This is a genomic window from Amycolatopsis sp. NPDC051128, from assembly GCF_040682715.1.
Lineage (GTDB): Bacteria > Actinomycetota > Actinomycetes > Mycobacteriales > Pseudonocardiaceae > Amycolatopsis.
Genome location: NZ_JBFBBN010000032.1, coordinates 1 through 24,285 on the forward strand (window position 1 = coordinate 1; position 24,285 = coordinate 24,285).

Genomic DNA, 24,285 nt, shown 5'->3' on the forward strand with positions numbered 1-24,285 from the left:
CCGGAACCGCCGTCGCCGGTGGCGCGGTCCGGGCGGGCGGACTTGGCGGGGTGCCACAGCATCGACAGCGCGGCCTCCCGCACCTGGACGTCGAAGCCGTAGCGCTTGGCGCCGGTCTGCTTGTCCTCCCACTCCGACTGCTTCAACTCACCGACGACCATCAGCCGGTCACCCTTGCGGCAGTCGGCGACGTTCTCGGCCTGGCGGCGCCACACGGTGCAGCGCAGGAACGTCGCCCCGGCGTCGCGCCACTCCCCGGCGTCCTTGTCGAACCGGCGATCGTTGGCGACCAGGGTGAACGAACACACCCCCGCCCCGGAGGGGGTGAACCGCATCTCCGGGTCACCGGTCAGGGTCCCGGCCATCGTGATCTCGGGAAGTCCAGCCATCACAAATCACTCCATTCGTTGGGCAGGCACGAACGCGCCCCGGCCGGGTGGCCGGGGCGGGATGCGTTCGCACGGGTTGGTGTGCGCGGTCTGCGGTTGTGGTGGTGCGGCGGTGTCGGCCGGGGTCAGCAGTGGTTGAGCACGGCGGTGATGGCGGCGCGCTCGCGCTTGTCGACGGTCATGCGGTAGGTGTGCTTGACCGCGGTCCAGCGGGCGACGTAGCCGCACCGGTCGAGCGCAGGCAGCCAGCGGGCGGGGTCCTGGTCGCCCTTGGCGCGGTTGGACGTCGCCGTGACCGCGATCAGGACGGCCGGGTCGTTGGCGTAGCGCTCCCGCTCGGCCCGCGACCAGCTGCGGGTGCCGGAGCGGGCGGCCTCGGCCAGCGGCACCATATGGTCGATGTCCAGCGGGCCGGGAGTGGTGACCGTGACCCCGTCATACGGGGACACCCACGTGCCGCTGGTGATCCGGCAGCCCGCGCCGGTGGTCACGCCACGGCCTTGGGTGCGCAGCGCATTCTCCCGGGCGTCGCACTCCCCGGCCACGCGGTCCCAGTGCGGCCAGTCGTCGCGCCGGTAGTGGTTGCCGGTGTCCTCCGCTGCGACGGGCAGTGCGGCCAGCTGGCCGCGCACGGCCGCGACGTCGATCCGGGCGGTGGCCGGGGTGCCGCCGCCGTCGGCGGCAGGTCCCCCGCTGCCGATCCTCGGGTGTTGGCATCCGGCCGGGGTGGTCGCCACAGCGGCGGCCAGCGCGAGGGCGGTGAGCGTGCCGCGGTTCATCGGCGGCTCCGTTCGGCGCGGCGGTGGGCGACCCAGGCGTCGTTGACGGCTTCCTGTCCACGTTGGACGGCGTCGTGGGTGCCACCGGGCCGGGCCATGTCGGCGTTGTCGCGGTTGCGGCCCTGGGGCGGGTCGGCCGGGGTGCTCACGCGGCCACCCCCATCACGGCCAGGGCGCGGGCGGCGTCGCGGGTGGCGCGGGCGCGGGCCTGGTCGGCGGCCCGCCAGATCACCACCGGGAACGCGCCGTCCTCGCCCGGGGCGGCCGGGCGGAGCACGGGATCACCGGGCTGGCCGGGGTGGGTGTAGGCGAACCAGCGCAGCCGGAAAGTCTGCGCGTCGGCCCGGTCCGGGACCGGCAGCTCCAGCCCCGGCGCGGCGGCGCGGATCATCGACGCCGCGACCGCCGGGCGGGTCACGCCGACGGCGAAGATCGCACCGGTGGGATCGGTGAGCACGGTCGGGGTGTGCACGCGCAGGCACGCGTACACATCGGTGATGGACAGATCCGGGGCAGGCAGGAACATCGCGTCTCCTCGACATGGGGTGGGTGTCGCCGGACCGGCAGGGCATGACAAGGCCGGCCGCCGGTCCGGCGACGTCTGCGGGGGTGGGGGCGGGTGCCCGCCGGAAACCCGGGCGGGCGAAGAGGGCTAGCTGAAGTAGCTGGCGGGCAGCTCGCCGGTGCGCAGCAACTGGCGGGTGCAGCATGACTGTGTGTGATGACGGGTGGGCGTGACAGGGCTGCGGAGAGCCGGGAAACCGGGATTACGGAGCGGATTACGCCCCCGAGGGCGGATTACATCGGTAATTCGGGCCGATCCGGGGCCGTAATCCGGGCTGATCAGCGGAAATGACGGAAATTACGGGCTAGCCTGTGGCCGTGGCCGGGTCGCCGAACCCCGCGAATCCGGGGTTCGGCGACCCGGCGGCGGTCGTAATTCAGACCTGGTCGTAGCCCTGTTCCAGCAGGGCGGTGCGGCCCACGTGGAGTTGACGCACAGTGATCGGGTCGACGGGGTAGAGGTTGTCCGTCGACGGGATTTTCAGCCCGTACTCCTCGCGCAGCAGCGCCACCAGCTTCGTCTTGGTGAGCGCCTTGTACGGCTTGTAGCCCGGGGCGAGGTTGCGCAGCGCCCCGACCAGGTCCCCGGCGTTGACCGCGTCGTCACCGGTCATGACCGTGGCCAGGTCGGCGATGATGTCGCGTTCCACCGGCCCAGCCGGGGTGGCCGGCGTGGTGGCCCCACCGCGCATTTCGGCCCCACGCTGGGCAATCGCCCCGAGCTGGTCACCGTTGAGGTAGAACGACCGCACCACCCCGGGGCTGTCCATGAACCCCACGGTGACCAGGGTGCCCGCATCGTTGAGGGCGTCCTTCGTCTTGGGCTTCAACCCGAGGGCGGAGATGCCGTTCTCGTGGGCCTTGTCCCCGAGCACGACGTTGTTGCGGGTCTTGTCCCCGATCGCCCCGCAGGCTTTGTTGCTGGTCACCGACACCAAATCCCGCGGCAGCGACTTGTCCGACGGGACCGGGGTGGCGAACACCAGCACCACCCCGTACTTGCGGGCCGCGGAGTAGAACCGGACCACCCAGTCGATCAGGTCAGCCCGCTCCTTGGGCTCGCCCTGACGGAAGAAGCTCTGGCACTCGTCGATGACCACGATCCGCGGCCGGAGCCCCGGTTCCTTCGCCGCGACCTCCCGGTTGACCTCCTTCACCCCGTGCTTGACCAACAGGTCACCGCGTTTGGCCAGGTCAGCGTGCAGATTCTTGATGTGGTCCAGGCACGCTTCGACGTTCTCGGGGGTGTCGCCCTTGACGTAGGTGGACAGCACCGGCTCCAGCGGGGTGAAGTCGTTGTTGTCGGCGAAGACGAACACGTCGATGTCCACCAGCGGATCCAGCGCCGCGCCCGCGAGCAGGGCGAGGATCATCGTGGTCTTGCCCGATCCCATGGTTCCGGAGAACACGAAGTTCCGTTCGTTCACCGTGGTCTCCACCACCGACCCGCGCGGGGACATCCCGACCGGGAACCCGGCGAAGAAGTCCGTCGAACCGTCGGTGAGCAGCGGATACGCCTCCACCGGCTCGCGCAGGACCCCCGGTTCCAGCCGGAACAGGTCCATCACCGTCGGGTCGTCCGGGTCAGCGTCGATGAACAGCTCCTGAGGCAGGCACCCGAGGTTGTGGGCCAGCAGCTCGTTCGCCCGGCGGATGTCGGCCACCGATGCGCCCATCGGCAGGCGCAGCTTGGCCGAGTAGCCCCGGCCGCCCTCGGCCAGCATCGGCGGGCGCACCCACGGGTGGTCGGTGTCCCGGTTGGGCCAGCCGGCCTTGATGTGGCCGTTGAGCTTGGCGTTGCCCAGGTTGGCCAGGGCCGTGATCAGCGCGTTCTCCGTCAGCTCCAGGTAGGCGACCCGGGCGGAGGTGCTGGTGCGCAGGTTCTCCGGCAGCACGTGCTCCCCGAGGGCTTTGCCGTCCTTCCAGCGGCGGAACGCCCACACCCCCGCGGTGGCCAGCCCGAACAGCCAGATGTGCAGCACGCTCCAGGTCACGACCGCGGCGCCGGTGGTGAAGATGGTGCCGATGGTGCGCAGCACATCGGTGAGGTTCCAGTTCCCGAACCACCCACCGAAGCCGTTGACGATCCCGGCCACCATGCTGATGCCGAGCAGGATCACCAGAACCAGCGCGGTCTTCTGGGTGACTGCCCAGCCGAGTTCGAACCGCAGCTTCGCCGCCTCCGCGGCGATCTTGCGCTGCTCGGTGATCTGCTTGTTCAGCTCCGCCACCCGGTCGAGTTCGTTCTTCTCCAGGGCGGCCCGCCGGGCGGCGCGGGCGTCGGTCTGGCCCTTCTCGGCCTTGCGGCGCTGCCGCTCGGCCTCCGCGCCCTTGGCGATGATCGCCACGTGCCGGTGGGCGAACCGCACCGCGGGTCCGCCCTTGGACCTGGCCAGTCCGGTGCCGCCCTTGGCGACGGTCACCGTCTTGCGCGCCGCCGCGGTCAGGTCCGCCTTGTACCCGGCGTAGCGGGCGTCCCGGCGGGCCTTCTGGTCGGTCAGCAGCGCCCATTCCTCATCGGTGACGATCTCCCCCTCGATCACCTCGCGGGCGGACTCGACCGCGCTGCCGGGGCTGGACTGGTGCTGGTCGGAGCGGCCGGGCAGGTGGTGGACGGTGGCCAGGTCCCCCGCCGACCCGGCGGACTCGCAGACGGGTCCGGTCGTGGACTCGGTGACGGGTTGAGTGGTGGACTCGGGGTGGTCGTCGTGGTCGGTGGGGTTCATGGCGGTGGTGGGCCTTTCGTGCGTGGACTGGTGCACCACGCGGGGCAGGACCGAACCCACCGGTACCCCGGTCTCCGGGGCAGGGTGGGTCCGACCCTGCCCCGCGAGTGCGGTGGGTCTAGTCGCTCCCGCCCGTCGGGCGGTCGGCGATGAACTGGTTGCGCAACTTCGTGGCCGGGGCCTTGCCGCACTTGAGCGTCCGGCGGATGGACTCCGCGTTCGTCGGGTCGAACCCCGCGGGCGGAGCCTTGACCGCCGCGTCGAACTCGGCGGTCAGCTCCTCGAACGTCCGCCGCTTCGGCTCGGGAATCGTGGCGCGCGCCGACCGGCGGCCGGCGGACTTGCGCCGCGCCGGAACCGCCCGCCCAAACCCGGACTCGCCGGACCCGTCGGTGTCACCCTCATCGGCGATGGCCGTCGACCCGTCCGGCTGCGTAGGGTCGAGAGTGGCGACCCCGCCCGGCCCCTCCCCCTCGCCGGACGGGGTCGTCTGCTGCCCCGACCCGTCCGCGGCGCTGTCGGTGAGGCGACGGAAGTGCAGCCCCGCGAGGTAGGCGGCGGCCTCATCCGCCAGCGTGCTGCCGATCTCGCCATCCGGGGCGGGGGCGACCGGCAGGCCGGCCACCGCGGCCGGGTGCAGCTTCCCGCGCCGCAACCGGTAGCGGCCCGGTGCGAACACCAGCCGGGCGGTGCCGTCGGTGTCGATCTCGGCCACCGCGTGCGCGATCGCCGCGCGGCGGGCCTTGTCGACGCGGGCGGCGGCGACCTTGCGGGTGGCCAGCTCCGCGCGCTGCTCGGCCAGTTCCTGCCGCGCCAGCTTGCGCATGGCCTGCTCGGCCGGGCTCCGCCGGGGCGCCGCCGACACCAGCTGGTGCGCGGCAACCCCGGCGATCGAGACCAGGCCCATCACGAACCCGAGGTCCCAGCCGCCGCCCTCGGGCGTGGTGGCGCCGCGGAGGACGGCGATGACGAACCCGATGGCGGCGAACACCCACGTCCCGGTCTGCAACGCCCACACCGGACGCTCCGGTGTGCGGACCCGGGAGACGTGCACCGCGATCGAGAACGCGACCATGCCCCACTCGGACAGGATCGGCAGCAACGCGCCGGTCTCCCCGAGGTGAGCCGCGCCCCAGTGCGCCGCCGACGGAACCGCGATCGCGGCCGAGAACACCATCAGCGGGTAGATCAGCAGGTCCACGATGTGCGCGCCCGCCCACGTCCGCACGGCCTTGAACCGGGCGCCCCAGCGCTCCCGCGTTTCCTTCCTGTCCGCCTTGGCGTCGGCCTTGTCCTGGCGGGTGTTGTCCAGCTGGAGCCGGGCCAGCTCCAGTTGCTGTTCGAACCGCTGCTCCCGGTCCTCCCGCGCCCGGCGGGCCTCGCTTTCCTTGTCCAGTCGGGCGATCTCGGCTTTCTCGCTGCGGTAGCTCATCGGGTCACCTCCCGTCGGTTCCGCGCCACCGCCTCATCCGCGGGGGCGGGTTCGGTCCCGGCCGGGGCGGCCGGGGTCGTCGTGTCGGTGTCGGGTGTGCCGTCGGTGAGGCGGGCGACCGGGATGGTGCCCAGCACCGTGGCGCGCGCCTTGCGGGCGGCGGCAGTGCGGCGGTGCACCAGCACCTCGTGCCGCACCCACAGCGCCGCCACGACGGCGGAGAGCAGGTCCAGCCACGGCGTGAACACCACTCCGCCGATCAGCGGCACCCCCACCCCGGCCAGCTCGATCACGTGCGAGCCGCACCAGGCCACCGCCGTCTCCTGCCGGGTCCGGCAGGACCGGTCGCGCTGGGGCGTGTCTCGGGTCATCCTCACCACCCCTCCCGGGGATCGATGCTCGCGAGGAAGCGGGCCAGCGCGGCGGTTTCCTCGGCCTGCTCGACCGCCATGGCGAGTTCGTCGCGGAACCGCAGCGCCGCCCGGACCAGGAACACCACGTGCCACAGCCCCCGCAGGCCCAGCACGATCGCCAGCACCACCGCGAGCGTGTTCAGCCAGGCGACGGTGCCGGTGAACCAGGCCAGCACCGTGAACGCGCCGGTGCCCAGCAGAATCCCGGGCAGCACGCTGGCGCTCTCGTCGATCAGCGCGGCCAGCTCGGCCGGATGCACGAACGCCTCGGGCGTTGCGGCGGCGCCGTTGTGGTTGTCGTTGAGTTCACGCATGTGCTGCCTCCCAATGCATCCGCGCTCCCGGCGGGCCGTGGCCGGCCGCGGGGGCGGTGTGCTCGAAGTAGTGCGGGTCGTAGTCGGTGGCGTTGTGGCCGTCGAAGTAGTGGTTGACCCGCCCCGTCGGCGGGGTCAGCACCTGCGTGCTGGCGTAGCGGTCGGCGCGGGCCATCACCCCGGTCAGCAGCCGCACGATCAGCACCAGCACGGCGCGGGTCAGGTGCAGCCCCAGCCACACCACGACCGCGGCGAAAACCTTGCACAGCACCCACGTGCCGTTGCGCTCCACCAACCGGCGCAGCAGCAGCACCGTGGCCGCCGCGTCGTGGGCTGCGGCGGTGTCTGCCGTGGACATCACCGCGGCCCCCGCGAGACCTTGTGCCACGCCTCGAAGGCGACGTCGTTCATCTGCTCGGCGCCGGAGTCGGCGGTGGCCGCCGCCAGCGCCAGCGTGGCGTGCACCTGCGCCGCGGCGAGCTTGCCCGCGGTCTCGGGAAGGACGTAGCCGTTGCCGTACTTCGCCAGCAGACGCTCAGCTTCCATGTAGTGCTCGGGTCCAGTCATCGGCCGACCGCCTCCCGGGCGCACGGCGTGCACGACGATCCGCCGTTGGGCAGAACGGTCCCGCAGAAGATGCACTTGCTCTTGCCGTTGGGCACGATCACGACCGGCTGGCTACCGCTGCTGCGGCCCGCGTTGCTGCTGGCGGTGTGGTTCCTGCGACTCATGGTCAGCACTCCTCGGTGATCGGGTCGGTGTCGTCGTCGGGGTAGATGTGGGCGGTGATCCCGACCGGCCGGCCGAGCCGGTACCCGCGTTCGGGCACCTCCCCGAACGCGGTCAGGTGCATCCCGTCGCTGCTGGTGTGCTCGCGGCGGTTGGACAGGTCGAGGAAGTCGGCCCAGGCGGTGTAGATGTCGCGGACTTCCTGCCCGGTCAGGCCGGTCGTGGCGACCTCGCCGAGGAGCTGACCGGTGCCGACCCGCCACACCAGCGGCACCAGCCCGGCCCGGTTCGCGTTGTGCAGCACCGTGGCCAGGACCGCGTGAGCGCGGATCTGCCAGCGGCGGCGGTCGACATCGGTGATCGGGCCGAACAGGCCCGATCCGCTGTGGTCGGTCATGACAGTCTCCCGGCTTCTCGGGGCGGGCTACTTGTGACGGTTGCCGTTGGAGTTCCAGCAGCTGTCGTTGAAGCAGTTGCCGTTGGCGTTGGTCGGCCACCCGCAGCCGATGCACGGCGGGTTGCCCTTCGCGCACGGCCGGGCACCAGCAAGCGCGGCGGGGATGGTGTTTTCGGGCATGACGGATCACGCGTCCTTTCCGGACTCGAATTCAGGGCGTTGGCGCTTCTGTTGCGCGGCGGCCGTTTCCGCCGCCTGTGGTGTGATCAGCGGGCCGTACGAGGTGGCTCCGGAGGAGTCAGGCGGCGGGGTCGTCGGCGAGGCGTGCCCACTCGCGGTCCCAGTCGATGCCCTCGGCCTCACAGCCGGCCGGGACCAGGGCGTAGGAGGCTTCCAGCAGCGACCGCACGGTGTCGCGGGCCACCGGCAGCCGCGCCACCCCCGACGGCGACTCCAGCCACACCACCAGCAGCATCGGATTGCCGCCGGTGTCAGGCATGACCTGCACATCCCCGTCCCCGGCGGGTTCGGCGAGCCCGGCGCGCAGCAGCTCCCGGGCGAACATCCACCGTTGCCCGTCCAGGTGCAGCACGATCGCCCACGGGTCGGCGGTGTTGTACTCCCAGAAACCCTCGATCGTCGTCCGTCCGTAGAACCGGACGGAGAAGGGAAACCGAATCTGCGTCACGACTCCTCCCCCCGGCCCAGGTGCGTGCGCAGCGTCCGAGGCAGGTTGAACGCGGTGATCGCCGCGGCGAGGATGCGGTCGTGGTCGAACGCGAACCCGCCTGCCCGGGCCACCTTGACCGCCACCCGCACCGGCATCCATTCCGCCGCCATGGCGTCGTCGGCCGCGACCGGATCCGGTGCCTCATCCGGCAGCACCACGGCGTAGGCGACCGACACGTAGCGGCCCCGGGCGTCGCGGCCGGGAGCGTCGAACACTCCGACCTGGTGCACGAACGCGGACTCCGGCACCGTGACGCCGGTTTCCTCGGCCAGCTCCCGCACCGCCGCCTCCCGCGAGGTTTCTCCCGCATCGACGTGACCGCCGGGGAGGGCGAGCTTGCCCTTGTGCGGGTTCCAGCCCCGCTGGATCACCAGCACGTGCCAGACCCCGCCCCGCAGGGTGAACGTGACCATGTCCGCGGCGTAGAACACCGGGGCGCGGTCATCGAAGCGGGCGGCGACCTTCGCGGCGAGCGAACCAATCAACGACATATCCACTGTCCTTTCAGGAAAGAGAGCTGGCAGAGAGGCGATCAGGGGGTTGGGTGGATCAGGCGGCGCGCAGCTGGCGAACCGGCGAGCCAGCCAGCAGGCCGGTGACGTAGGAGACGAACGAGCGCTCCGCACACGGGTGCACCGCGTCGGTCTGCGGGTCCCGCAGCGTGGTGCGCAGCCACAGCGTCAGCCGCGCCACCGACCAGCCCTGACCGCGGCGCTTGGCGATCGCGGCCACCAAGGCCTCCAGGAACTCCGGCCGCACCCGCGGTGCCCGCACGGCAGCCTTCGCCGCGACCGGGCACGGCCCGGCGAGGTTGGACAGCGGCGGCCGGCTGGTGTGCGGCCGGGACGCCACCGCGACCTCCCGCTCGGCCTCGGCCAGCAACCGGACCTGCGCCGCGACGTCGCGGTAGACCCCGGCGCGGCGGTGCATCACCGCGTCACGGGTGCCGCGGGTCAGGACCCGAGCGTTGGCGGCCAGCAGCCCTGCCAGCCTCTCGAACCGGCGCGCCACCACAGCCGTGCCGTCCTCGCGAACCAGCACCAGCGGGTTCCCCTCGGCCGCCGCGGGCTCGGCCTCGGCCAGCAACCGCAGCTGCGCCGCGACATCGCCGTAGACCGTCGCCCGGACACCCGTCACGATCTCCGGCAGCCCGGCGGTGCTCAGCAGCGCGGCGTTGCGGGTCAGGGTGTCGGCCAGGTCGCGGAACCGGGCCGCAACCGGGGTGGTCAGCGTGCGAGACATGAGCGGTCCTTTCGTGCGGGACGGAGCCGGGAGCAGGCATGGCGGTGCCCCGGGACGAATGCGGAAATCAGGAATCGGTGCGCGGAAACTGCGCGGGAAACGCGGGTGGTGCTGGTCAGGCCGCGAGGGCCGGGGCGCTGTTCTTGATCTCTTCGCGGGTGGCGTCCAGCGCCGTCAGGAAAACCCGGGCCAGGCGCATCGCCTCCATGCCGTGCGGGCCGTCGAACTCGCTCCGCACGGTGCTGTACGCGACGTCCAGCCAGTGCTCCCGCTCCCACGGCGTCGCCGACGCAGGCGGCATCGTGGCCAGCACGTGCGCGAACACCGCCGGAACAAACAGGCGATCAGTCATGACTGCCTCCCGCAACGCAGTGCGATCCAGGTGGTGACCAGCGACGCGGCCACCCCGATGGCGCGGTGCGCGGCCTGGTCCAGCTCAGTCAGCGCGGTCCCCGGCCCGGCGACATCCACCACACCGTCGCGGCGCTGCACCGTCGCGTGCTCGACGTAGCCCTGCTTCCCCGCCAGCCGCGCCAGCGCCATCAGCGGCTCCCGGCGATCGATCACGTAGTGCGTGACCGCGTTGACCGCCGCACCCGCAGCCAGCGCCCGCAGCGGCACCCGGAACCCCAGCACCCGCGTCACCACCACCGCCGCACCCACCTGCCCCGCCGTGTAGCTCGCGACGTGCCGGGCGCAGTGCTTCGCACCCTCCCGTCCCGGCAGCCCCTTCCCGGCCGCGTCCTCGTTGGACTGCAACCACTGGTCACACAGCGGGTGGATGTCGGCGAACGTCGCCTGCAACGCCGCGAACAGCGCCAGCCCTCGAACCGTCGAGATCGCCATCTCAGGCCACCTCCCCCAGGTCCATCGCGCGGGTTCCAGCGATTTCGCTCAATCGGAGCTTGATCACCCGGGCCATCTCCTCGGCCCCCGACGCCTCACGCACCTCGTGCTCCAGCAGCTCCGCCTCGATCAGCTCCAGCTCGGCCACCACCGCGTCGATCTCCGCGATCTCCGCGAACAGCTCGGCCACCCCGCCGAAGTCCTCCCCCGCGAGCCCGTCACCAGCCAGGCCGGTCGTGTCGGCGAAGTAATCGAAGTCCAGGCCAACCGCGGCCATCTCGACCTGGCGGCGGCTCGGGTGTGCATTCCTCATCGGGTTGATCCCTTCGTCGTTGTGTGAATAGTCCACCATGTGCCGACCTAGGTCACCATCGGCCATTCGAGTGAACTAGGTCGGCATAGACCGACCGTGGCTAGACTTGAGTCATGAAGACTGACCCTGCGCAGATGGCTCCTTTTGAGTCCATCGCGGATCAACTTCGAAAGCGGATTGTCAATGGAGACCTCGCCAAGGGCGCGAAGTTGCCATCAAGTCGCGAGCTTGCGAGCACCTACAACGTTGCGATCATGACCGCACAAAAAGCTGTGCGCCTGCTCGTTGAACAGGGCTGGGCCGTGTCGCGCAGTTCACTGGGAACCTATGTCAGCAGTGCCTGGGACGAAGTCGAACGCACTCCCACATTGCGTGAGTTGGCAACACGCGTCCAAGAGCTTGAGGCCCAGGTCGCAGCACTACAGAAGTCCGTGGGGCGGTCGGAGGCCGGCCAGTCCTAGCCATGTCCCAGGCCGCGGAAGAACTCGACCACGCTGTCGATCACACCGTCTCCTTGATCTTTGGCCGTGTTCACCATGCCAGCCGCGTCGTGGGGATGCTTGATCACCAGGGCGAGAACCGCCAGGACGATCACCGCGCCGACCACCTTTTTCAGGATTCCGCCGCCGGTCTTCAGGTTGAACGGGTTCTTGGACATCGCGTCTCCTAAGCGCCTTGGCCGTCCGGCCTGGTTGATGTTGATGACTCCATGAAACAGCCCCCTGAGCTGCCCGAACAGGGCACACTAGGGGGCACACTCGTACAGTGGGGCACAGTCGAAGGTGGAGGTCAGCGGGTGGGCAACGACCGGCTAGAGGCTCTAATGCTGGAGGCTGGCTACCTTCGCGAGGACGGGAGTGTGGGCCTGAAGGTCTTCGCTCGCGCTGTCGGCGACCAGGCTGGCAAGACGTACACCCACACGTACGTTCGCCGGTGGCTCGACGGGATGGTGCCGCGCGATGCCAAGACCCGAACTGCCATAGCCAGCGCACTTGGACATCGACTTGGCCGCCGCATTGGCGTGGATGAGATCGGCTTTGGCAAGGCACAGAAACTCCGACCTGACATCGGACTCGACTATCCGGATCAGCTTGCAGATAGCGTCAGGTCTGTCGCGCGGTTATGGCAGGCCGATATCGACGGCATGTCGAATTTGCTTGATGCACCAGCGAATGCTGCCGCTTGGAACGAAGCAGCCTTGTCGTGGCTCGTTACTACGCGCGATGACGTCCTGAGCGATACAGGCAAGCGCAAAGTAGGTGAAGCTGACATCAGGGGCATCAAGAAAACGACCGAGATGTTCGACGCGCTCGACGGCGAACACGGCGGCGGTCACGCCAGGAGTGCCCTAATTGAATTCTTAAGAACTGACCTTGTCGGACTCCTCGCAGGCCATACGCAAAACGACTCTCTTCGAAATGAGTTGTTCAAAGCAGCAACGCAGGCCGCCCTCCTCGGAGCTTGGATGTCCTATGACGCCGGTATACACGGGCTGGCGCAACGATACTTCATTCAAGCATTGAGGATTTCAGAGAGCGCCAATGATCGCCTTTTGGGCGCCAGCGTACTTGACGCCATGAGCCATCAGGCCACTTTTCTCGGCCGCTACAAGGAAGCAGCCAATCTGGCAAGGACGGCCCGCATGGGAACTACTCTTTCGGGATCCGCCAGCGCCGCCGCCCATTTCCATGCAATGGAAGCGAGGGCACTCGCGAGACTCGGCGACTCGGCCGGGTGCGACCGGGCAATGGCAGCGGCTGTCAAGGAGTTCGAGAGGCGCGACCCTGAAAACGACCCAGCCGACTGGTTCTCATATTTCAACGAGGCAGAACTGGCCGCCGAGCTTGGACACTGCAACCGGGACCTCGGTCGCTCAAGCGACGGCGTCACTTATGCCGCACAATCCCTGGGGCCAACGCCAAGCGGCTACGTGCGAAGCGACTTTTTCGCCACAATGGTTCTTGCTGACTCCCACCTCGACGGGGGCGACGTGACGCAGGCTTGCGATGTCGCGCTAAAAGCCATCGAGATCGGCGAGTCGTTGAAGTCTGCTCGGTGCAGCGCGTACGTCAACGAATTCCGTACGCGCCTCACCAAAGTCGGCAAAAGTTCCGAGTCCAAGGAATTTCTAGAGAGGGTGACCTCAGCCCGACTGTGGACACCGCAGGACGCTAAAAGGGCGCCCAGTCGCGCCGGTCTCCACCTGTCCTGATCGCAGCAACACGTTTCCGGACCTCTTGCGCAGCCTTGCCTGTCGTCTTCCCAGCGAGCCAAAGAGTCATCGCGATCTCTCGATAGCTTGCTAACGTTTCGTAGCCACTCCAGTTCATGATGTCGAAACCGTACACGTCCACAAACTTTCGATACTCTTCGGCCGAATGCCATCCAAACCGTTCATAAAAAAGAGCGGTCTGCACTAAATCCCACTCACGTGGACCGACACAGAAGCTGTCCAGGTCTATCAGACAGGGTTTGCCATCTCTCGAAAGAATGACGTTGCCCACGTTCGCATCGCCATGGATTACACCCTGGGGCAATGAAAAAGCCAACTCGTCGTAGCTGTCCTTTAATTCCGCAAGTCGCCGCCGCAAGAATTCTGCGTCATCTCGACCAAGGCTGCGAGAACTGTCCAATCGATCTTCGATCTCGACGAACGGCTGTTTCAGCCTCAAGCCAAGACTCTCGGGAGCATGCAAGCGATGAAGATCGCGAATGAGTTCAGCCACCTGCACAATCGAGGCGTACTCTTCCTTTTCGGACACCGACTTCCAGAACGTGGCAGGATAGCCAGACGCGTCGACTGGCTGAGGAATGTCGACCGCCCGATTCGCGGGATAGTTTTCGGTTGCCAGCCAGCGCGCCACGTCGACCTGTTGACGGGCGTCCTCAAAGCCACGCTGTTCGCGTCCAATGCGAAGAATGATGTGACCCCGGAGCCGGAACACCGCGTTGGAGCCAATCCGGATCAGCTCGGCATCTCGCCCGTCAACACCAGCCTTTTTACAGGCAGCGTCGGCGACCTCGCGTGCCGACTCTTCGGTCAAACCCTCAGCCTGACTCATGTGTCGCCTCCTTGCGGTTCGAGAGCGGTCACAACACTATCGAGATTCAAGGTGCCTGCACGGCGGCTCCCGTCGATAGCCGCCGGCCACGTCGTCGGCAAGGGCGAGCCAGAAACCGCGCGAGTCCGACAAGTGCCCCCCAAGCGTGTGCCAGGACAGCCCAGGATGCTCTCTGCGCAACTCCTCAAGCGCTGCTCGCGCTAGCCCTCGTCGCTGGTACTCCGGGGTCGTGAAGGGTTGCTCAACCCAGCCCAGACCGCAGTCAGCACAGACGACGTAGTCGACGGCGAAGACAGGCTCCCCATGGATGGTGGCCGCCCTCTCCCGCCAACCGGATCGTTCAGACGAAGGGCCATCGCGCCACGAGGCACCGGAGCCTGTCGGGTCTGGCCGCCTGCGTACGCGCCCAGCAAGCACCGACCACCATGTCCGGCGTTCGCCTTCTCGCCGCACCTCAGCGGTAGTCGCCACGAGACGAGCCACTGTCTCCGCAGCGTTTTCTTGAGCCTCCTCGGATCCCATACGACGAGCATATGGCCCGTCAATCAACCCTCGCTTGGCGGGGAATCCAATTGAGATTGACCATTGTTCTTCCCAGCTTCAATTTCTTTCGGCTTCTCAACCTTTTTTAGAGATTCAAGGCCAATGCGAGCGGCCGCTCCTGAGGCTAATCCAGTTTCCAGACTCCGAGACGCAATGCCAGTCGCTACTCCCACAAAGGGAGGCACAGCAATAAGTTCAATCTTGCGGATAATCTCGTGAAGCGCCCCCAGCCATCCGAGCACACTTTTCGTTGCCGATCTCTCAGCAATTGTCCGCTCCGCGACGATCTCAACTTGAATCGCGGCATTCTGCACCACGCTGACCAATGACGAGAACCCTCGTAGGCGAACATAGGTAATTCTCTCAAGAATTACCATTAGCTGCTGGGTGATCCGAACGCGGGCAACCTCGGGAATATCTGGAGCATTCGCAACCTCTAATTTTAGGCGCCCTAACATATCATAGACCTCGTCGAGAGTCGCAACGATGTCTGCTTCCCTGCGCGGACCATGTTCCGGAACCGCAAGTTTAAGGATTGACGAGAGCGCTGACAGAGAGTCGAGCGCAGCCTCGGAAATGAACACTTCGGACGTGTACGGATGGGAATCGTTCACGCCAAACCCGAAGATCGGCTTTGCCCATTCATCACGCCTCCGCAGCAACGCCTGCTGATTGTGACGCTTATGTGACAGCGAGTAGACGTTGCGTTCAACATCGCCGAGTAATGCAGCCACTTCAGCACGCACCGACACTGCGTCCCCGCCGGTCGCAACATGCCCGGCGATGACCCCCCACCAGGAGCCAAGAGTATTTTGTCCATCCAAACCATGGAACAACGACAGCACTGCATACAGGCGCCCAGCTGGCTCATCAGCAACATCTTCAAGAGGCAGCAACATCAAGCTCAGCCCTCTCCCTCAGCCACGGCAATGCCGGGACCACCGTCGAACAGGTTGTCCCAGCGTAGCCGCATCGTTGACGTCAATCACTCGCCTTCAAGGCGCTGGTGCAGTTGTGACACCGATTTCCCATGCTGAAGTTCTCGAAGATCAGTTCGGCGAACGGGTGTAGACCCTCGATTGAGCGCCCGCAGGCGGTGCGGTTGGCTCCTTGCTCCGAGGCGTGCGAAACGCCAGCGGGCGCACGCCTGGGGAGATGTCCGCCCTTACTGCGGACGTCCTGGACAGCCTCTGCAACTACGATGTGATTCATGTCACGGAGCCTAGCCAGCAGCTCGGCGCACAGCAGCAGACGAGGAACTCCTCACCGACTACCTGCGGGTACTCGGCCCCGACCACCCCGACACCCTCGCCGCCCGCTTCAACATCGCCTACTGGCGAGCGAGGTTGGCTCTCAGGGCGCTCAGGCGTCTTCACCGCTCCCCAATCCACCGCTGTGCGCCCAATACGTTCCCAAACACCCAAACCAGTGCGTGCTACCGAACGCGTATTCGCAGGTCAGAGCATCTACAGGGACGCGATCGTATCTAGCCCTCCGGAGGCAGGTGTCGCAGGTTCGAATCCTGCCGAGGGCACACTTCCTGAACACGCAAAACCGGCCTCTACCAGCGAGAACGCGGTAGGGGCCGATTCGCGTCTTACCCGGCCAACCCCGGCGGACTACGGCCAAATCCGGGCGTCTGTGTGCGATGCGTGTGCGCTCACCGCGCCGGGGTGCCAAGCGCAGTCTCGACCTGCCGCCCCCGCCTGAACCGGAAAGCTCAATGCTCGCCTCGACCACCAACGTGCCGACGTTTAGTCCCTGGTCAGCCCCGTTCCCATCCTTTGGTAGCCCTGCCGAGGGCACACTTCCTGAACACGCAGAGCCAGCCCCTACCAGCGAGAACGCGGCAGGGGCCGATTCGCGTCCTCCCGGCGGGCCACGACCGGATCCACGGCGAGCGGCCGACGGCCGAATTCATTGTCGCTCGCCGAGCCACTCAGTCTGGCCGGCCGACTTGGTGGCATCGATCTCGAAGTCGTGAGTTCGCCCTTACGAGTGGCCGCCCGGCCTAAACCGCGGCCGTGTGCCAGGCGTGGGAGGGGTGTTCAGACGGCGGAGACGTCGATTCGACAGTAGGCAATGAGAGGGAAGCGGATGTCCGGAAAGAATGGCTCCAAAGTGCGCAAGGGGATTGTCAAAGTACTGGTGACAGTGGGGCTCGCGGCGACCGCCGCGCTCGTCGGAGCACCTGCTGCTTCCGCGGCTCCGACACCTCCGTGCCCCGCCGGTTACTACTGTTTCTACGAACACGCCCACTATGCCGGCTGGCACCTGAACTACAACTCGACCAGCGAAGGCGACTTCGGCGACCCGCCCTCTGCCAGCGGCAACCGACGGAACGAGCTTTCGTCGATCATCAACAACGGCAACCGGACGATCTGCGTTTACGACGACCATTTCTGGGGCGCGAACTTGATCGTGCACGTGCAGCCCTACCAGGACTACGTGGATCTCTCCCAATACAAAGGGGTGAACGACAAAGCGGACATTTGGGATGTACGTGGCGGCGACGCTGTGTGCCCTCTGGTCCTGCGGTAAACCGCACGCCCGCTTCCGGGACGGGCAAGAGCCGAAAGGTCCACCCCCTTGCGTCATCCGGCGTAATTACCGCGAAGTCGGTGACGCGGAACGGAACGCCGCCGATACGCCCGGCAGGGATCTTCGTCATGGGGGCGGAGGCAGTTTTCGAGGGGATCAATCCCGTGCTGTTTTCACTACGATCACGCGGCCGGATCGCCGTGGTCAGCGTGCTGACCGCGGCGCTGGCCACCGTGGTCCCGGGCGTGGCGCAAGCTGCGGCGCCTCCGGCCAACGACGACTTCGACAGTTCCGTGGCCATCACCTCCCTGCCGTTCACCGTGCACGAGGACACGGGCGCGGCCACCAAGGCACCCGACGACCCGATCTGGTGCCAGGGGTACGCCGCGGCCGGAACGGTCTGGTTCCAGTACACCGCGACCCAGGACGGGCTGCTGCGCGCCACCACGGCGGGCAGTGACCACCGGACGCTCCTGGCCGTGAACACCGGCCTGCGCGGCCGGCTGCAGGGCGTGGCCGACGCCTGCGACTACGGGACCGACTCGGTCGTCACGTTCCGCGCGACGGCGGGGACGACCTACTTCTTCCAGGTCTCCGGCATCGAGGCTCCCGGTGGCGCGCTGTCGTTCACACTCGACACGATCGCGCCGGCGGTCAACGACGGCTTCGCGGACGCCGAGCCGGCGACCGCCCTGCCGTTCACCCGCCGCCCGGACCTCTCGGTCGCGTCGACCGAAACCGGCGAACCGGAGTCGAGCTGCGTGGACGACGAAGGCGCTCCCTCGGTCTGGTACTCCTACCGGACGTCGGACGCGGCGCGCTCGGTCACCGCGCGGATCGAGGGCACCGACGCCGCCGTCACCGTCTATACCGGGAACTCGCTGCCGGAGCTGACCCAGGTCGCCTGCGCGGGAAGCAACTCCTTCCGCCCGGCCATGTTCCCCGCGAGTCCCGGCATCGGCTACGCCATCCGCGTCACCGGGGCGCACCACAGCTACGGGCCCTTCCAGTTTTCCCTGGAGGAGACGCCGCCGCTGGCTCCGGACGTGTCCGTGTACCCGTCGTCCCCGACGGTGTTCGACAACGTCAGTTTCTCCGCGTCGTCGTGGAACTCCATCGACCTGCCGTTGGGCGGCACGTGGGACTTCGGCGACGGCACGACGGCCCCGGTCGGCGCCGAGACCGTGCACCACCGCTACGCGGCCGACGGCGTCTACCCCGTCACGCTCCACGCGACGTCCCCGGACGGGCGCACCGCGACGGTGACCGAGCCGGTCACGGTGACCACGCACGACGTCGGGATCTCCAAGTTCACCGTCCCGTCGTCGGCGCGGCAGGGGGACAGCAAGCCGATCTCCGTGGACGTGACCAACACGCGGTACACCGAAACGGTGACCGTCGTGCTGTCCAAGCGGTCGACGGCCTACTGGAGCGAGGTCGGCAGGCTGACCCTGCAGGTGCCCGCGCGGGCCACCGGCAAGGTCCGGTTCCCCTTCTCCTACACCTTCAGCCCCGACGACGCGCTCTCCGGGAAGGTCGCGTTCCGCGCGGAGGTCCAGCTGCAGTACCCGTCGACCGACGCCCGCCCGGGCGACAACGAGGCGATCTCCCTCGCCACGACCGTCAAGCCGCCCGCCACGCGCATCGTCGCCGTCTGACCACCCCCAGGGGAACACCATGAAGCTGTCCATCCGCCCGTTGACAGCCGGCCTCGCGGTCATCACAGCCGCGTTGCTGGCACCTGGTGTCGCCCATGCGGCCGCACCGTCCAACGACGATTTCGGCTCCGCCACCGCCGTCACCGCATTGCCGTTCAAAGCGAACCAGGACGTCCAGGAGTCGACGAAGGCGTCCGACGACCCCACGCCGTGCGGCACCTACACCACGTGGAGCGTCTGGTACGACTACACCGCGCCCGCCGACGCGATCGTCCGCGTGGCGCCGTCCAGCACCGGCAGTTCCCGGCCGTTCGTCGCGGTCTACACCGGTGACCGCGGCGCCCTCACCCAGGTGCCGGGCGCCTGCACGACGTGGGGCTTCCCCGGCTACGCGACGTTCAACGCCACCGCCGGCACGACCTACCACGTCATGTTCGCCCAGCAGTACAACCAGTCCGACCTGGCGGTGGAGTTCACCACCATGCCGGCGGCGCAGAACGACGACTTCGCGGCGAGCGCGGCGGCCGCGGTGCCCGGGGAGTACTCCGGCGACCTGACCGTGGCCTCGGCCGAGCCCGGCGAGGTCAGGCCGGGCTGCGACCCGGACGCCGACCGGTCCGTGTGGTTCCGGTTCACGCCGGATCGCACCCGGTCGGTGAGCGTGCTGGCGATGTTCGACTGGGGCCCGGGAATCACCGTGTACCGGGGCACTACGCCGGACTCCCTGTCCGAGGTGGACTGCGTGGCCTCCGGCGACCGCCGGTACGCCGTGTTCACGGCGGTCGCCGGGCAGACGTACCAGATCCGCGTCGCCGACGACCCCGAAGCCGCGTCCCTGTTCGACATTCGGCTCGCCACGGCGCCGCCGCTGTCGCCGTGGGTCGGCGCGCAGCCCAACAACCCTTCGGTGTACACCGATGTCACCCTGGCCCCCTACGCGGGCGACAGCCTCGGCCGGGACTTCGTCAGTGGCGAGGTGCGCTTCGGTGACGGCGGGTCGGCCCCCATCACCGGCGCTCCCATCCAGCACCGGTACGCCGCGGACGGGAACTACCGGGTCGAGGTGACCGGGGCGACCGCCGACGGACGGACCGGCACCGGCTTCAGCACGCTGAAGGTCGACACGCACGACGTGTCGCTTTCGGACTTCGTCGTGCCGGCCACGGCACGGGCCGGCGAGACCAAGCCGATCAAGGTGTCGGTCGCGAACACCCGCCACGACGAGACGGTCACGGTCACGCTGTACCGGCTGGGCGAACAGGGCTACTACCAGGAGATCGGGCGGCTCAAGCAGTGGGTTCCCGCGGCCGCGGGCCGCAAGGTGGTGTTCCCCTTCGCCTTCACCTACACGGCGGCGGACGTCGCGGCGGGCAAGACGTCGTTCAAGGCGGTCGCGAACATCGAGGACTTCTACCCCGGCGACTCCCGCTCCGAGGACAACGAACTCCTGGCCTCGACCGCGGTCCGCGCGAAGACCGCGATCAGCATGAGCTGACCCGGGCAACACTTCTCCTCCGGCCGGCCCCGGCGGAGCTTTGTCCAGGATTTCCAGCACATCGGAGGCATCTTCTTCGGCGAGCGGCCCTCCGGCCTCTGCTGCGCCAGGTCAGGACCAAGGTCGAGGCGTGGCGGCTCAGCAGCGCTGACGCGGCGAAGGTACTGGCCACGGCCCGGCGGGCGAACTACGTCCGCTGGACCCGCCGGGCTCAGCGAGCCCGTGACAGCACCGCGAACGCGTTGTCCACCGAGGGTTCCAGCGCCGCCGGGTCGTCGCCCGCGACGGCCCGGCCCGCGCGGAAGCACGCCAGCCCCACGTGCGCCACCAGCGCGGCCTCGGCCGCCGGCATGCCCTGCGCGGTCAGCCGGTTCGCCATCGCTTCGGTCAGGTTCAGCAGCTTCCGCTCGCTGCGGTCGTGGAGTTCTTCGTTCTCCGCCACCAGCTTTTCGTGCAGCCGGTAGCGCTCCCGGTCCGCCGTCACCATCCGGCACATCGCGCCGACCGCCGCCCGGCCCAGCTCCAGTGCCTCGCGGAACGTCGGCGCCTTCGCCACCGGCGTCGCATCGGCGAGCAGCGCGTCGAGGAGGTTCTGCTCCTCGACGAAGAGGACTTCCCGCTTGTCGCCGAAGTAGCGGAAGAACGTCGTGCGGCCGACCTCCGCCCGCTCGGCGATCTCCGTGACCGTCACGTCCGCGAAGCCGCGCTCGGCGAACAGGGCATAGGCCGCGTCGACGATCGCCTCCTGGGCCCGGCGCTTCTTGCGTTCGCGCAGTGTCATCGCCCCATCCTAGCGAGACCGCACCGGATTCCGTATGGTACCGAGTACCAGTTGGTATCAAGTTCGAGGAGGCGGCGATGGAGACCCTGCTGATGACGGGCGCGAGCCGGGGACTGGGGCGGGCCGCGGCCGAGAAGATCCTCCGGGAGCGGCCGGACGTCCGGCTCGTCGTGACCACCCGCGGCGGCGAGCTCGCCGCCGAGCTGGCCGAGAGCACCGGAAACCCGAATGTGACGGCGTTGCCGTGCGACCTCGCCTCGACGCGGTCCATCCGGGCCGCCGCCGCCATGCTGAGCGGACACCGCCTGAGCGGCTTCATCGGCAACGCCGGAGTGCAGCTGACCAGCCGCGCCCACGCCACCGAAGACGGCATCGAGCCGACGTTCGCGGTGAACGTCCTGGCCAACCACCTGTTCGTGCGGCTGCTGTGGAACCGGTTCACCGCGCCGGCCCGGATCGTGCTCGTCGGCAGCGACACCCACTTCGGCGACCTGCGGCACAACCTCGGCATGGTGCCCGCGCCGCGCTGGGAGCCCGTCGCCGATCTCACGCGCCCCCGCCCGGAAGCGCCGACGGCCGCCGGCGGCCGCACCGCCTACTCGACCAGCAAGCTCGCCGTCGTCTACTTGGCGCACGCGCTGGCCCGGCGGCTGCCGGACGGCGTCGACGTCTACACCTTCAACCCCGGTTACGTCCCCGGCACCGGCCTCGTCCGCGACGCCGGTCCGGTGGTGCGGTTCCTCTCGCGCACACTGCTTCGCGCCCTCGTCGCGACCCCGCTCGCGCTGTCCCCCGCCGGCGCCGGGGCGCTGCTCGCCGACGCGGCGATCGGGCCGCGTCCCGGCGAGAGCGGCGCCTACGTCGACCGGTGGGCGGCGGCCGGGTCCTCACCGGAGTCCTACGACCACGACCGCGAGGAAGAACTCTGGCGGGCGCTGTGCGCGCTCGAACCTGTTGAAATGCTGTGAACCGGACGGACCCGGCACTATCCCCGCCGGCCCGCGCGTTCTCCGGGTAGTGAGATCGGGAGGGACCATGGGAACGCTAGGGACACTGCTCGGGTTCGCGCTGACCCTGTACATGCTCGTGCTCGTCGCGCGGATGGTGCTGGACTGGGTCGGGATGGTGACCGTCAGCCCGCCGTGGGCGCGGCGGGCCCGTGGGCTCGCCTACGCGGCCACCGAGCCGGTGATCGGACCCGTGCGGCGGGTGGTGCGGCCCGTGCGGCTCGGCGGGATTTCGCTCGATCTCGCGTTCACGCTGGTGTTCGTCGCGGTGCTCGTGCTGCGCTCCATCGCCTTCAGCCTTTAGGGCCTTCAGGGCTCGAGGGTGCCGCGGAAGCCGACAGCCAGGCGGTCGATGCCGCGCTCCAGCTCCGCGCGGACGCCACCCAGGTCCACGCCGTCGGGGTCGACGAGTGCCTGGATCGAGAGGCCCCGCAGCTGCGCGAGCAGCACCGACGCGTACGAGTCGGCGTCGCGGACACCGGTGATGGAGCCGTCCGCGACGCCGCTGGCCACGGTCTGGGCGATGGCGAACCGGAACCGCCGGTCGGCCTCCGTCAGCGCGCCGCGCAGGGCCGAGTTCTCCGCCGCCGCGTCGCCCCAGAGCGCCAGGAACGCCTGGTTGAGCGTCGGCATCGTGCGGATCAGCTCGAAGATGATGTCCAGCAACGCGCGCAGCATGTCGATCGGCGTCGCGGTGGCCGCTCCGGTCCGGGCCGCGACCGCCTCGCTGTAGGCGTTCGTGAACTCCTCGACGGCGTACTCGACGAGCCGCTGCCCGAGGCCGTCCTTGTCGCCGAAGTGCTGGAAGATCACCGCCCGCGCGTAGCCGGACCGGGCGCAGACGCCGCCGATCTTCATCCGGCCGAACCCCTCTTCGGCGATGACTTGTGCGGCCGCGTTCAGGATGCGCACCTCGACGATCTCTTCGCCATCCTGCTGGATCCGGCCTGCGGCGGAGCGGTCCACCGCGCCATGTTAGCGACTGCAACTGCGCCTCACCGGTCCAGCCGTCAGCGAATCGTGCGGAGACGGTCAGCGGTTCCCCGCACTCTCGGTGTCAGCACCACCGACCGAGAGGAACTCTCCGATGACCGCCAAGACCGTGCTCGTGTCCGGGGCCAGCATCGCCGGCCCGTCCGCGGCCCACTGGCTGCACCGCAGCGGCTACCGCGTGACCGTCGTCGAGACCGCGCCCGCCCTGCGGCCCGGCGGCCAGGCCGTCGACTTCCGCGGCGAGCAGGTGAAACTGCTGGCTGCCATGGGCATCCTCGACGACGTCCGCCGGCACGAAACGGCGATGGGCGACCAGACCGTGCTCGGCCTCGACGGCCGTCCCGCGCTGACCGTGCCCGGCGCCGCCTGGAGCGGGGAGGTCGAGATCCTGCGGGGCGACCTCGCGCGGATCCTGTACGAGCGGACCAAGGACCACACCGAGTACGTCTTCGGCGACCGCGTCACGAGTCTCACCGAGACGGCGGACGGCGTCGAGGTCACCTTCCGGCACGGGGCGCCGCGAACGTTCGACCTGGTCGTCGGGGCCGACGGCGTGCACTCGGGCGTGCGGGCCGCCGCGTTCGGGCCGGAGCGGGACTTCCGGCGCGACCTCGGCTTCGGCATCGCCGGGTTCACCGCGCCCAACCACCTCGGGCTCGACCACACCAGCGTGCTGTACAACGAGCCCGGCCGCGGCCTGATGGTGGGCAGCCACCGGCTGCCGGACCGGCTGCACGTCGGCCTGGTCTTCGCCGCCGACGGCGTCGAGTTCCGCCGCCGCGACCCCGGCGAGCAGCGCGCTCTCGTCGCGCAGTTGTTCGCGGACACCGGCTGGGAGACGCCGAGGTTGCTCGAGGCGCTGCCCGGCGCCGACGACCTGTACGTCGACTCGATCAGCCAGATCCACCTCGACCGCTGGTCGAAGGGCCGGGTCGTGCTGCTCGGCGATGCCGCCTGGTGCGCCGGGCCGGGCGGCTCCGGCACCGGGATCGCGATGATGGGCGCCCAGGTACTGGCCGGAGAGCTCGCCGCGGCCGGTGGCGACCACGTGACGGCGTTCGCGAAGTACGAGGAACGGCTCCGCAAGCCGGCCACGGTCGGGCAGAAGAACGGCAAGGGATCCGGCAACTTCCTCGCGCCGCGCACGGCCGCGAAGATCCGCAACCGCAACCGCGCCTACCGGATGCTGAACACGCGGTTGTTCGGCGCCATGTTCCTCCGGATGACCGACCGGGCGGCCAACGCGCTCGAGTACCGCGAGTACCCCGCGCTCACCGCCGCCTGAGGCGACGATCTTCGTCTCATCGGGGGACTCGGCTGGCGGCCCGGCG

General features: G+C 68.8%; 32 protein-coding genes. 8 read left to right on the forward strand and 24 right to left on the reverse strand.

Features of this window, described 5'->3' with window-relative positions; genetic code table 11:
- The 19 genes from ssb to AB0M82_RS28360 form a co-directional block, all read right to left on the reverse strand.
- Positions 1-389 (reverse strand): single-stranded DNA-binding protein (gene ssb / locus AB0M82_RS28270; protein WP_364727903.1); only part of this gene is annotated, 389 nt, incomplete at its 3' end.
- A 125-nt stretch (positions 390-514) separates the two neighbouring features.
- Positions 515-1,168 carry an HNH endonuclease family protein gene (locus AB0M82_RS28275; protein WP_364727906.1) on the reverse strand — a complete coding sequence of 218 codons (654 nt, stop codon included), beginning with the start codon at positions 1,166-1,168 and terminating at the stop codon, positions 515-517.
- Complete coding sequence (locus AB0M82_RS28280) at positions 1,165-1,317, reverse strand: hypothetical protein (protein ID WP_364727909.1); 153 nt, start codon at positions 1,315-1,317, stop codon at positions 1,165-1,167. The genes AB0M82_RS28275 and AB0M82_RS28280 overlap by 4 nt, the downstream gene beginning before the upstream one ends.
- Complete coding sequence (locus tag AB0M82_RS28285) at positions 1,314-1,694, reverse strand: hypothetical protein (RefSeq protein ID WP_364727911.1); 381 nt, start codon at positions 1,692-1,694, stop codon at positions 1,314-1,316. Before AB0M82_RS28285 ends, AB0M82_RS28280 begins: the two co-directional genes overlap by 4 nt.
- A gap of 415 nt (positions 1,695-2,109) precedes the next feature.
- Positions 2,110-4,458 (reverse strand): ATP-binding protein, encoded by a 2,349-nt coding sequence (locus AB0M82_RS28290; RefSeq protein ID WP_364727914.1) that lies wholly within the window; start codon positions 4,456-4,458, stop codon positions 2,110-2,112.
- A gap of 118 nt (positions 4,459-4,576) precedes the next feature.
- A complete protein-coding gene (locus tag AB0M82_RS28295; RefSeq protein WP_364727916.1) occupies positions 4,577-5,890 on the reverse strand; it encodes a hypothetical protein in 1,314 nt (437 codons plus the stop codon).
- A complete protein-coding gene (locus AB0M82_RS28300) occupies positions 5,887-6,261 on the reverse strand; it encodes a conjugal transfer protein TraH (protein ID WP_364727918.1) in 375 nt (124 codons plus the stop codon). The genes AB0M82_RS28295 and AB0M82_RS28300 overlap by 4 nt, the downstream gene beginning before the upstream one ends.
- 2 nt (positions 6,262-6,263) lie before the next feature.
- Entirely contained in the window at positions 6,264-6,617 is a 354-nt protein-coding gene (locus AB0M82_RS28305) for a hypothetical protein (RefSeq protein ID WP_364727920.1), read from the reverse strand.
- On the reverse strand, positions 6,610-6,975 hold the full coding sequence (locus AB0M82_RS28310) for a hypothetical protein (RefSeq protein ID WP_364727923.1): 366 nt from the start codon (positions 6,973-6,975) through the stop codon (positions 6,610-6,612). The genes AB0M82_RS28305 and AB0M82_RS28310 overlap by 8 nt, the downstream gene beginning before the upstream one ends.
- Positions 6,975-7,184 carry a hypothetical protein gene (locus AB0M82_RS28315; RefSeq protein WP_364727925.1) on the reverse strand — a complete coding sequence of 70 codons (210 nt, stop codon included), beginning with the start codon at positions 7,182-7,184 and terminating at the stop codon, positions 6,975-6,977. The genes AB0M82_RS28310 and AB0M82_RS28315 overlap by 1 nt, the downstream gene beginning before the upstream one ends.
- Entirely contained in the window at positions 7,181-7,348 is a 168-nt protein-coding gene (locus AB0M82_RS28320) for a hypothetical protein (protein WP_364727927.1), read from the reverse strand. The genes AB0M82_RS28315 and AB0M82_RS28320 overlap by 4 nt, the downstream gene beginning before the upstream one ends.
- Positions 7,349-7,350: 2 nt before the next feature.
- Entirely contained in the window at positions 7,351-7,743 is a 393-nt protein-coding gene (locus tag AB0M82_RS28325; protein ID WP_364727930.1) for a hypothetical protein, read from the reverse strand.
- A 27-nt stretch (positions 7,744-7,770) separates the two neighbouring features.
- A complete protein-coding gene (locus AB0M82_RS28330) occupies positions 7,771-7,923 on the reverse strand; it encodes a hypothetical protein (RefSeq protein ID WP_364727933.1) in 153 nt (50 codons plus the stop codon).
- 118 nt (positions 7,924-8,041) lie between these two features.
- Positions 8,042-8,431 carry an SsgA family sporulation/cell division regulator gene (locus AB0M82_RS28335; protein ID WP_364727936.1) on the reverse strand — a complete coding sequence of 130 codons (390 nt, stop codon included), beginning with the start codon at positions 8,429-8,431 and terminating at the stop codon, positions 8,042-8,044.
- On the reverse strand, positions 8,428-8,964 hold the full coding sequence (locus AB0M82_RS28340; protein ID WP_364727938.1) for an NUDIX hydrolase: 537 nt from the start codon (positions 8,962-8,964) through the stop codon (positions 8,428-8,430). Before AB0M82_RS28340 ends, AB0M82_RS28335 begins: the two co-directional genes overlap by 4 nt.
- 58 nt (positions 8,965-9,022) lie before the next feature.
- Positions 9,023-9,715 (reverse strand): hypothetical protein, encoded by a 693-nt coding sequence (locus AB0M82_RS28345; protein ID WP_364727940.1) that lies wholly within the window; start codon positions 9,713-9,715, stop codon positions 9,023-9,025.
- Between the two features lie 115 nt (positions 9,716-9,830).
- Positions 9,831-10,067: a hypothetical protein gene (locus AB0M82_RS28350; RefSeq protein ID WP_364727942.1), complete on the reverse strand. Its 237-nt coding sequence runs from the start codon at positions 10,065-10,067 to the stop codon at positions 9,831-9,833.
- Entirely contained in the window at positions 10,064-10,561 is a 498-nt protein-coding gene (locus tag AB0M82_RS28355; RefSeq protein ID WP_364727944.1) for a hypothetical protein, read from the reverse strand. The genes AB0M82_RS28350 and AB0M82_RS28355 overlap by 4 nt, the downstream gene beginning before the upstream one ends.
- Before the next feature lies 1 nt (position 10,562).
- A complete protein-coding gene (locus AB0M82_RS28360) occupies positions 10,563-10,874 on the reverse strand; it encodes a hypothetical protein (RefSeq protein ID WP_364727947.1) in 312 nt (103 codons plus the stop codon).
- Positions 10,875-10,987: 113 nt separating this feature from the next.
- Here AB0M82_RS28360 and AB0M82_RS28365 point away from each other — a divergent pair, with 113 nt between their 5' ends.
- Entirely contained in the window at positions 10,988-11,335 is a 348-nt protein-coding gene (locus AB0M82_RS28365; RefSeq protein WP_364727950.1) for a GntR family transcriptional regulator, read from the forward strand.
- Here the strand turns inward: AB0M82_RS28365 and AB0M82_RS28370 are convergent.
- Positions 11,332-11,532 (reverse strand): hypothetical protein, encoded by a 201-nt coding sequence (locus AB0M82_RS28370; protein ID WP_364727952.1) that lies wholly within the window; start codon positions 11,530-11,532, stop codon positions 11,332-11,334. The genes AB0M82_RS28365 and AB0M82_RS28370 overlap by 4 nt on opposite strands.
- Before the next feature lie 138 nt (positions 11,533-11,670).
- Between AB0M82_RS28370 and AB0M82_RS28375 the strand changes: the two genes are divergently transcribed.
- Entirely contained in the window at positions 11,671-13,086 is a 1,416-nt protein-coding gene (locus tag AB0M82_RS28375) for an XRE family transcriptional regulator (RefSeq protein WP_364727954.1), read from the forward strand.
- On the opposite strand, the gene AB0M82_RS28380 is transcribed toward AB0M82_RS28375, so the two are convergent.
- A complete protein-coding gene (locus AB0M82_RS28380) occupies positions 13,046-13,936 on the reverse strand; it encodes an aminoglycoside phosphotransferase family protein (RefSeq protein ID WP_364727957.1) in 891 nt (296 codons plus the stop codon). The genes AB0M82_RS28375 and AB0M82_RS28380 overlap by 41 nt on opposite strands.
- Positions 13,937-14,481: 545 nt before the next feature.
- The gene (locus AB0M82_RS28385; RefSeq protein WP_364727959.1) at positions 14,482-15,378 is read right to left on the reverse strand and encodes a hypothetical protein; all 897 of its coding nucleotides are present in this window, start codon (positions 15,376-15,378) and stop codon (positions 14,482-14,484) included.
- Positions 15,379-16,576: 1,198 nt separating this feature from the next.
- On the opposite strand from AB0M82_RS28385, the gene AB0M82_RS28390 reads away from it, so the two are divergent.
- From AB0M82_RS28390 to AB0M82_RS28400, 3 genes are all read left to right on the forward strand, one after another.
- Positions 16,577-17,020 carry a peptidase inhibitor family I36 protein gene (locus AB0M82_RS28390; protein ID WP_364727962.1) on the forward strand — a complete coding sequence of 148 codons (444 nt, stop codon included), beginning with the start codon at positions 16,577-16,579 and terminating at the stop codon, positions 17,018-17,020.
- A gap of 164 nt (positions 17,021-17,184) precedes the next feature.
- The gene (locus AB0M82_RS28395; RefSeq protein ID WP_364727963.1) at positions 17,185-18,678 is read left to right on the forward strand and encodes a PKD domain-containing protein; all 1,494 of its coding nucleotides are present in this window, start codon (positions 17,185-17,187) and stop codon (positions 18,676-18,678) included.
- 19 nt (positions 18,679-18,697) lie between these two features.
- The gene (locus AB0M82_RS28400) at positions 18,698-20,173 is read left to right on the forward strand and encodes a hypothetical protein (protein ID WP_364727965.1); all 1,476 of its coding nucleotides are present in this window, start codon (positions 18,698-18,700) and stop codon (positions 20,171-20,173) included.
- Between the two features lie 211 nt (positions 20,174-20,384).
- Here the strand turns inward: AB0M82_RS28400 and AB0M82_RS28405 are convergent, their stop codons facing one another.
- Entirely contained in the window at positions 20,385-20,954 is a 570-nt protein-coding gene (locus AB0M82_RS28405; RefSeq protein ID WP_364727966.1) for a helix-turn-helix domain-containing protein, read from the reverse strand.
- 77 nt (positions 20,955-21,031) lie between these two features.
- Here AB0M82_RS28405 and AB0M82_RS28410 point away from each other — a divergent pair, with 77 nt between their 5' ends.
- Positions 21,032-21,922 carry an SDR family NAD(P)-dependent oxidoreductase gene (locus AB0M82_RS28410; RefSeq protein WP_364727968.1) on the forward strand — a complete coding sequence of 297 codons (891 nt, stop codon included), beginning with the start codon at positions 21,032-21,034 and terminating at the stop codon, positions 21,920-21,922.
- A gap of 67 nt (positions 21,923-21,989) precedes the next feature.
- Positions 21,990-22,265: a YggT family protein gene (locus tag AB0M82_RS28415; protein ID WP_364727970.1), complete on the forward strand. Its 276-nt coding sequence runs from the start codon at positions 21,990-21,992 to the stop codon at positions 22,263-22,265.
- A gap of 5 nt (positions 22,266-22,270) precedes the next feature.
- Here AB0M82_RS28415 and AB0M82_RS28420 read toward each other — a convergent pair whose 3' ends face one another.
- Positions 22,271-22,927: a TetR/AcrR family transcriptional regulator gene (locus tag AB0M82_RS28420; RefSeq protein WP_364727973.1), complete on the reverse strand. Its 657-nt coding sequence runs from the start codon at positions 22,925-22,927 to the stop codon at positions 22,271-22,273.
- A 121-nt stretch (positions 22,928-23,048) separates the two neighbouring features.
- Here AB0M82_RS28420 and AB0M82_RS28425 point away from each other — a divergent pair, with 121 nt between their 5' ends.
- On the forward strand, positions 23,049-24,239 hold the full coding sequence (locus tag AB0M82_RS28425) for an FAD-dependent monooxygenase (RefSeq protein WP_364727976.1): 1,191 nt from the start codon (positions 23,049-23,051) through the stop codon (positions 24,237-24,239).
- Positions 24,240-24,285: the final 46 nt, after the last annotated feature.

What these genes read in the sequence shown, in the direction of transcription:
- AB0M82_RS28405 (WP_364727966.1), bottom strand. Translation starts at nt 20,954, where the DNA reads ATGACACTGCGCGAACGCAAGAAGCGCCGGGCCCAGGAGGCGATCGTC.
- AB0M82_RS28305 (WP_364727920.1), bottom strand. Translation starts at nt 6,617, where the DNA reads ATGCGTGAACTCAACGACAACCACAACGGCGCCGCCGCAACGCCCGAG.
- AB0M82_RS28410 (WP_364727968.1), top strand. Translation starts at nt 21,032, where the DNA reads ATGGAGACCCTGCTGATGACGGGCGCGAGCCGGGGACTGGGGCGGGCC.
- AB0M82_RS28370 (WP_364727952.1), bottom strand. Translation starts at nt 11,532, where the DNA reads ATGTCCAAGAACCCGTTCAACCTGAAGACCGGCGGCGGAATCCTGAAA.
- AB0M82_RS28285 (WP_364727911.1), bottom strand. Translation starts at nt 1,694, where the DNA reads ATGTTCCTGCCTGCCCCGGATCTGTCCATCACCGATGTGTACGCGTGC.
- AB0M82_RS28295 (WP_364727916.1), bottom strand. Translation starts at nt 5,890, where the DNA reads ATGAGCTACCGCAGCGAGAAAGCCGAGATCGCCCGACTGGACAAGGAA.
- AB0M82_RS28325 (WP_364727930.1), bottom strand. Translation starts at nt 7,743, where the DNA reads ATGACCGACCACAGCGGATCGGGCCTGTTCGGCCCGATCACCGATGTC.
- AB0M82_RS28340 (WP_364727938.1), bottom strand. Translation starts at nt 8,964, where the DNA reads ATGTCGTTGATTGGTTCGCTCGCCGCGAAGGTCGCCGCCCGCTTCGAT.
- AB0M82_RS28380 (WP_364727957.1), bottom strand. Translation starts at nt 13,936, where the DNA reads ATGAGTCAGGCTGAGGGTTTGACCGAAGAGTCGGCACGCGAGGTCGCC.
- AB0M82_RS28425 (WP_364727976.1), top strand. Translation starts at nt 23,049, where the DNA reads ATGACCGCCAAGACCGTGCTCGTGTCCGGGGCCAGCATCGCCGGCCCG.
- AB0M82_RS28315 (WP_364727925.1), bottom strand. Translation starts at nt 7,184, where the DNA reads ATGACTGGACCCGAGCACTACATGGAAGCTGAGCGTCTGCTGGCGAAG.
- AB0M82_RS28345 (WP_364727940.1), bottom strand. Translation starts at nt 9,715, where the DNA reads ATGTCTCGCACGCTGACCACCCCGGTTGCGGCCCGGTTCCGCGACCTG.
- AB0M82_RS28400 (WP_364727965.1), top strand. Translation starts at nt 18,698, where the DNA reads ATGAAGCTGTCCATCCGCCCGTTGACAGCCGGCCTCGCGGTCATCACA.
- AB0M82_RS28310 (WP_364727923.1), bottom strand. Translation starts at nt 6,975, where the DNA reads ATGTCCACGGCAGACACCGCCGCAGCCCACGACGCGGCGGCCACGGTG.
- AB0M82_RS28365 (WP_364727950.1), top strand. Translation starts at nt 10,988, where the DNA reads ATGAAGACTGACCCTGCGCAGATGGCTCCTTTTGAGTCCATCGCGGAT.
- AB0M82_RS28385 (WP_364727959.1), bottom strand. Translation starts at nt 15,378, where the DNA reads ATGTTGCTGCCTCTTGAAGATGTTGCTGATGAGCCAGCTGGGCGCCTG.
- AB0M82_RS28320 (WP_364727927.1), bottom strand. Translation starts at nt 7,348, where the DNA reads ATGAGTCGCAGGAACCACACCGCCAGCAGCAACGCGGGCCGCAGCAGC.
- AB0M82_RS28390 (WP_364727962.1), top strand. Translation starts at nt 16,577, where the DNA reads ATGTCCGGAAAGAATGGCTCCAAAGTGCGCAAGGGGATTGTCAAAGTA.
- AB0M82_RS28275 (WP_364727906.1), bottom strand. Translation starts at nt 1,168, where the DNA reads ATGAACCGCGGCACGCTCACCGCCCTCGCGCTGGCCGCCGCTGTGGCG.
- AB0M82_RS28360 (WP_364727947.1), bottom strand. Translation starts at nt 10,874, where the DNA reads ATGAGGAATGCACACCCGAGCCGCCGCCAGGTCGAGATGGCCGCGGTT.
- AB0M82_RS28330 (WP_364727933.1), bottom strand. Translation starts at nt 7,923, where the DNA reads ATGCCCGAAAACACCATCCCCGCCGCGCTTGCTGGTGCCCGGCCGTGC.
- AB0M82_RS28290 (WP_364727914.1), bottom strand. Translation starts at nt 4,458, where the DNA reads ATGAACCCCACCGACCACGACGACCACCCCGAGTCCACCACTCAACCC.
- AB0M82_RS28415 (WP_364727970.1), top strand. Translation starts at nt 21,990, where the DNA reads ATGGGAACGCTAGGGACACTGCTCGGGTTCGCGCTGACCCTGTACATG.
- AB0M82_RS28355 (WP_364727944.1), bottom strand. Translation starts at nt 10,561, where the DNA reads ATGGCGATCTCGACGGTTCGAGGGCTGGCGCTGTTCGCGGCGTTGCAG.
- AB0M82_RS28350 (WP_364727942.1), bottom strand. Translation starts at nt 10,067, where the DNA reads ATGACTGATCGCCTGTTTGTTCCGGCGGTGTTCGCGCACGTGCTGGCC.
- AB0M82_RS28300 (WP_364727918.1), bottom strand. Translation starts at nt 6,261, where the DNA reads ATGACCCGAGACACGCCCCAGCGCGACCGGTCCTGCCGGACCCGGCAG.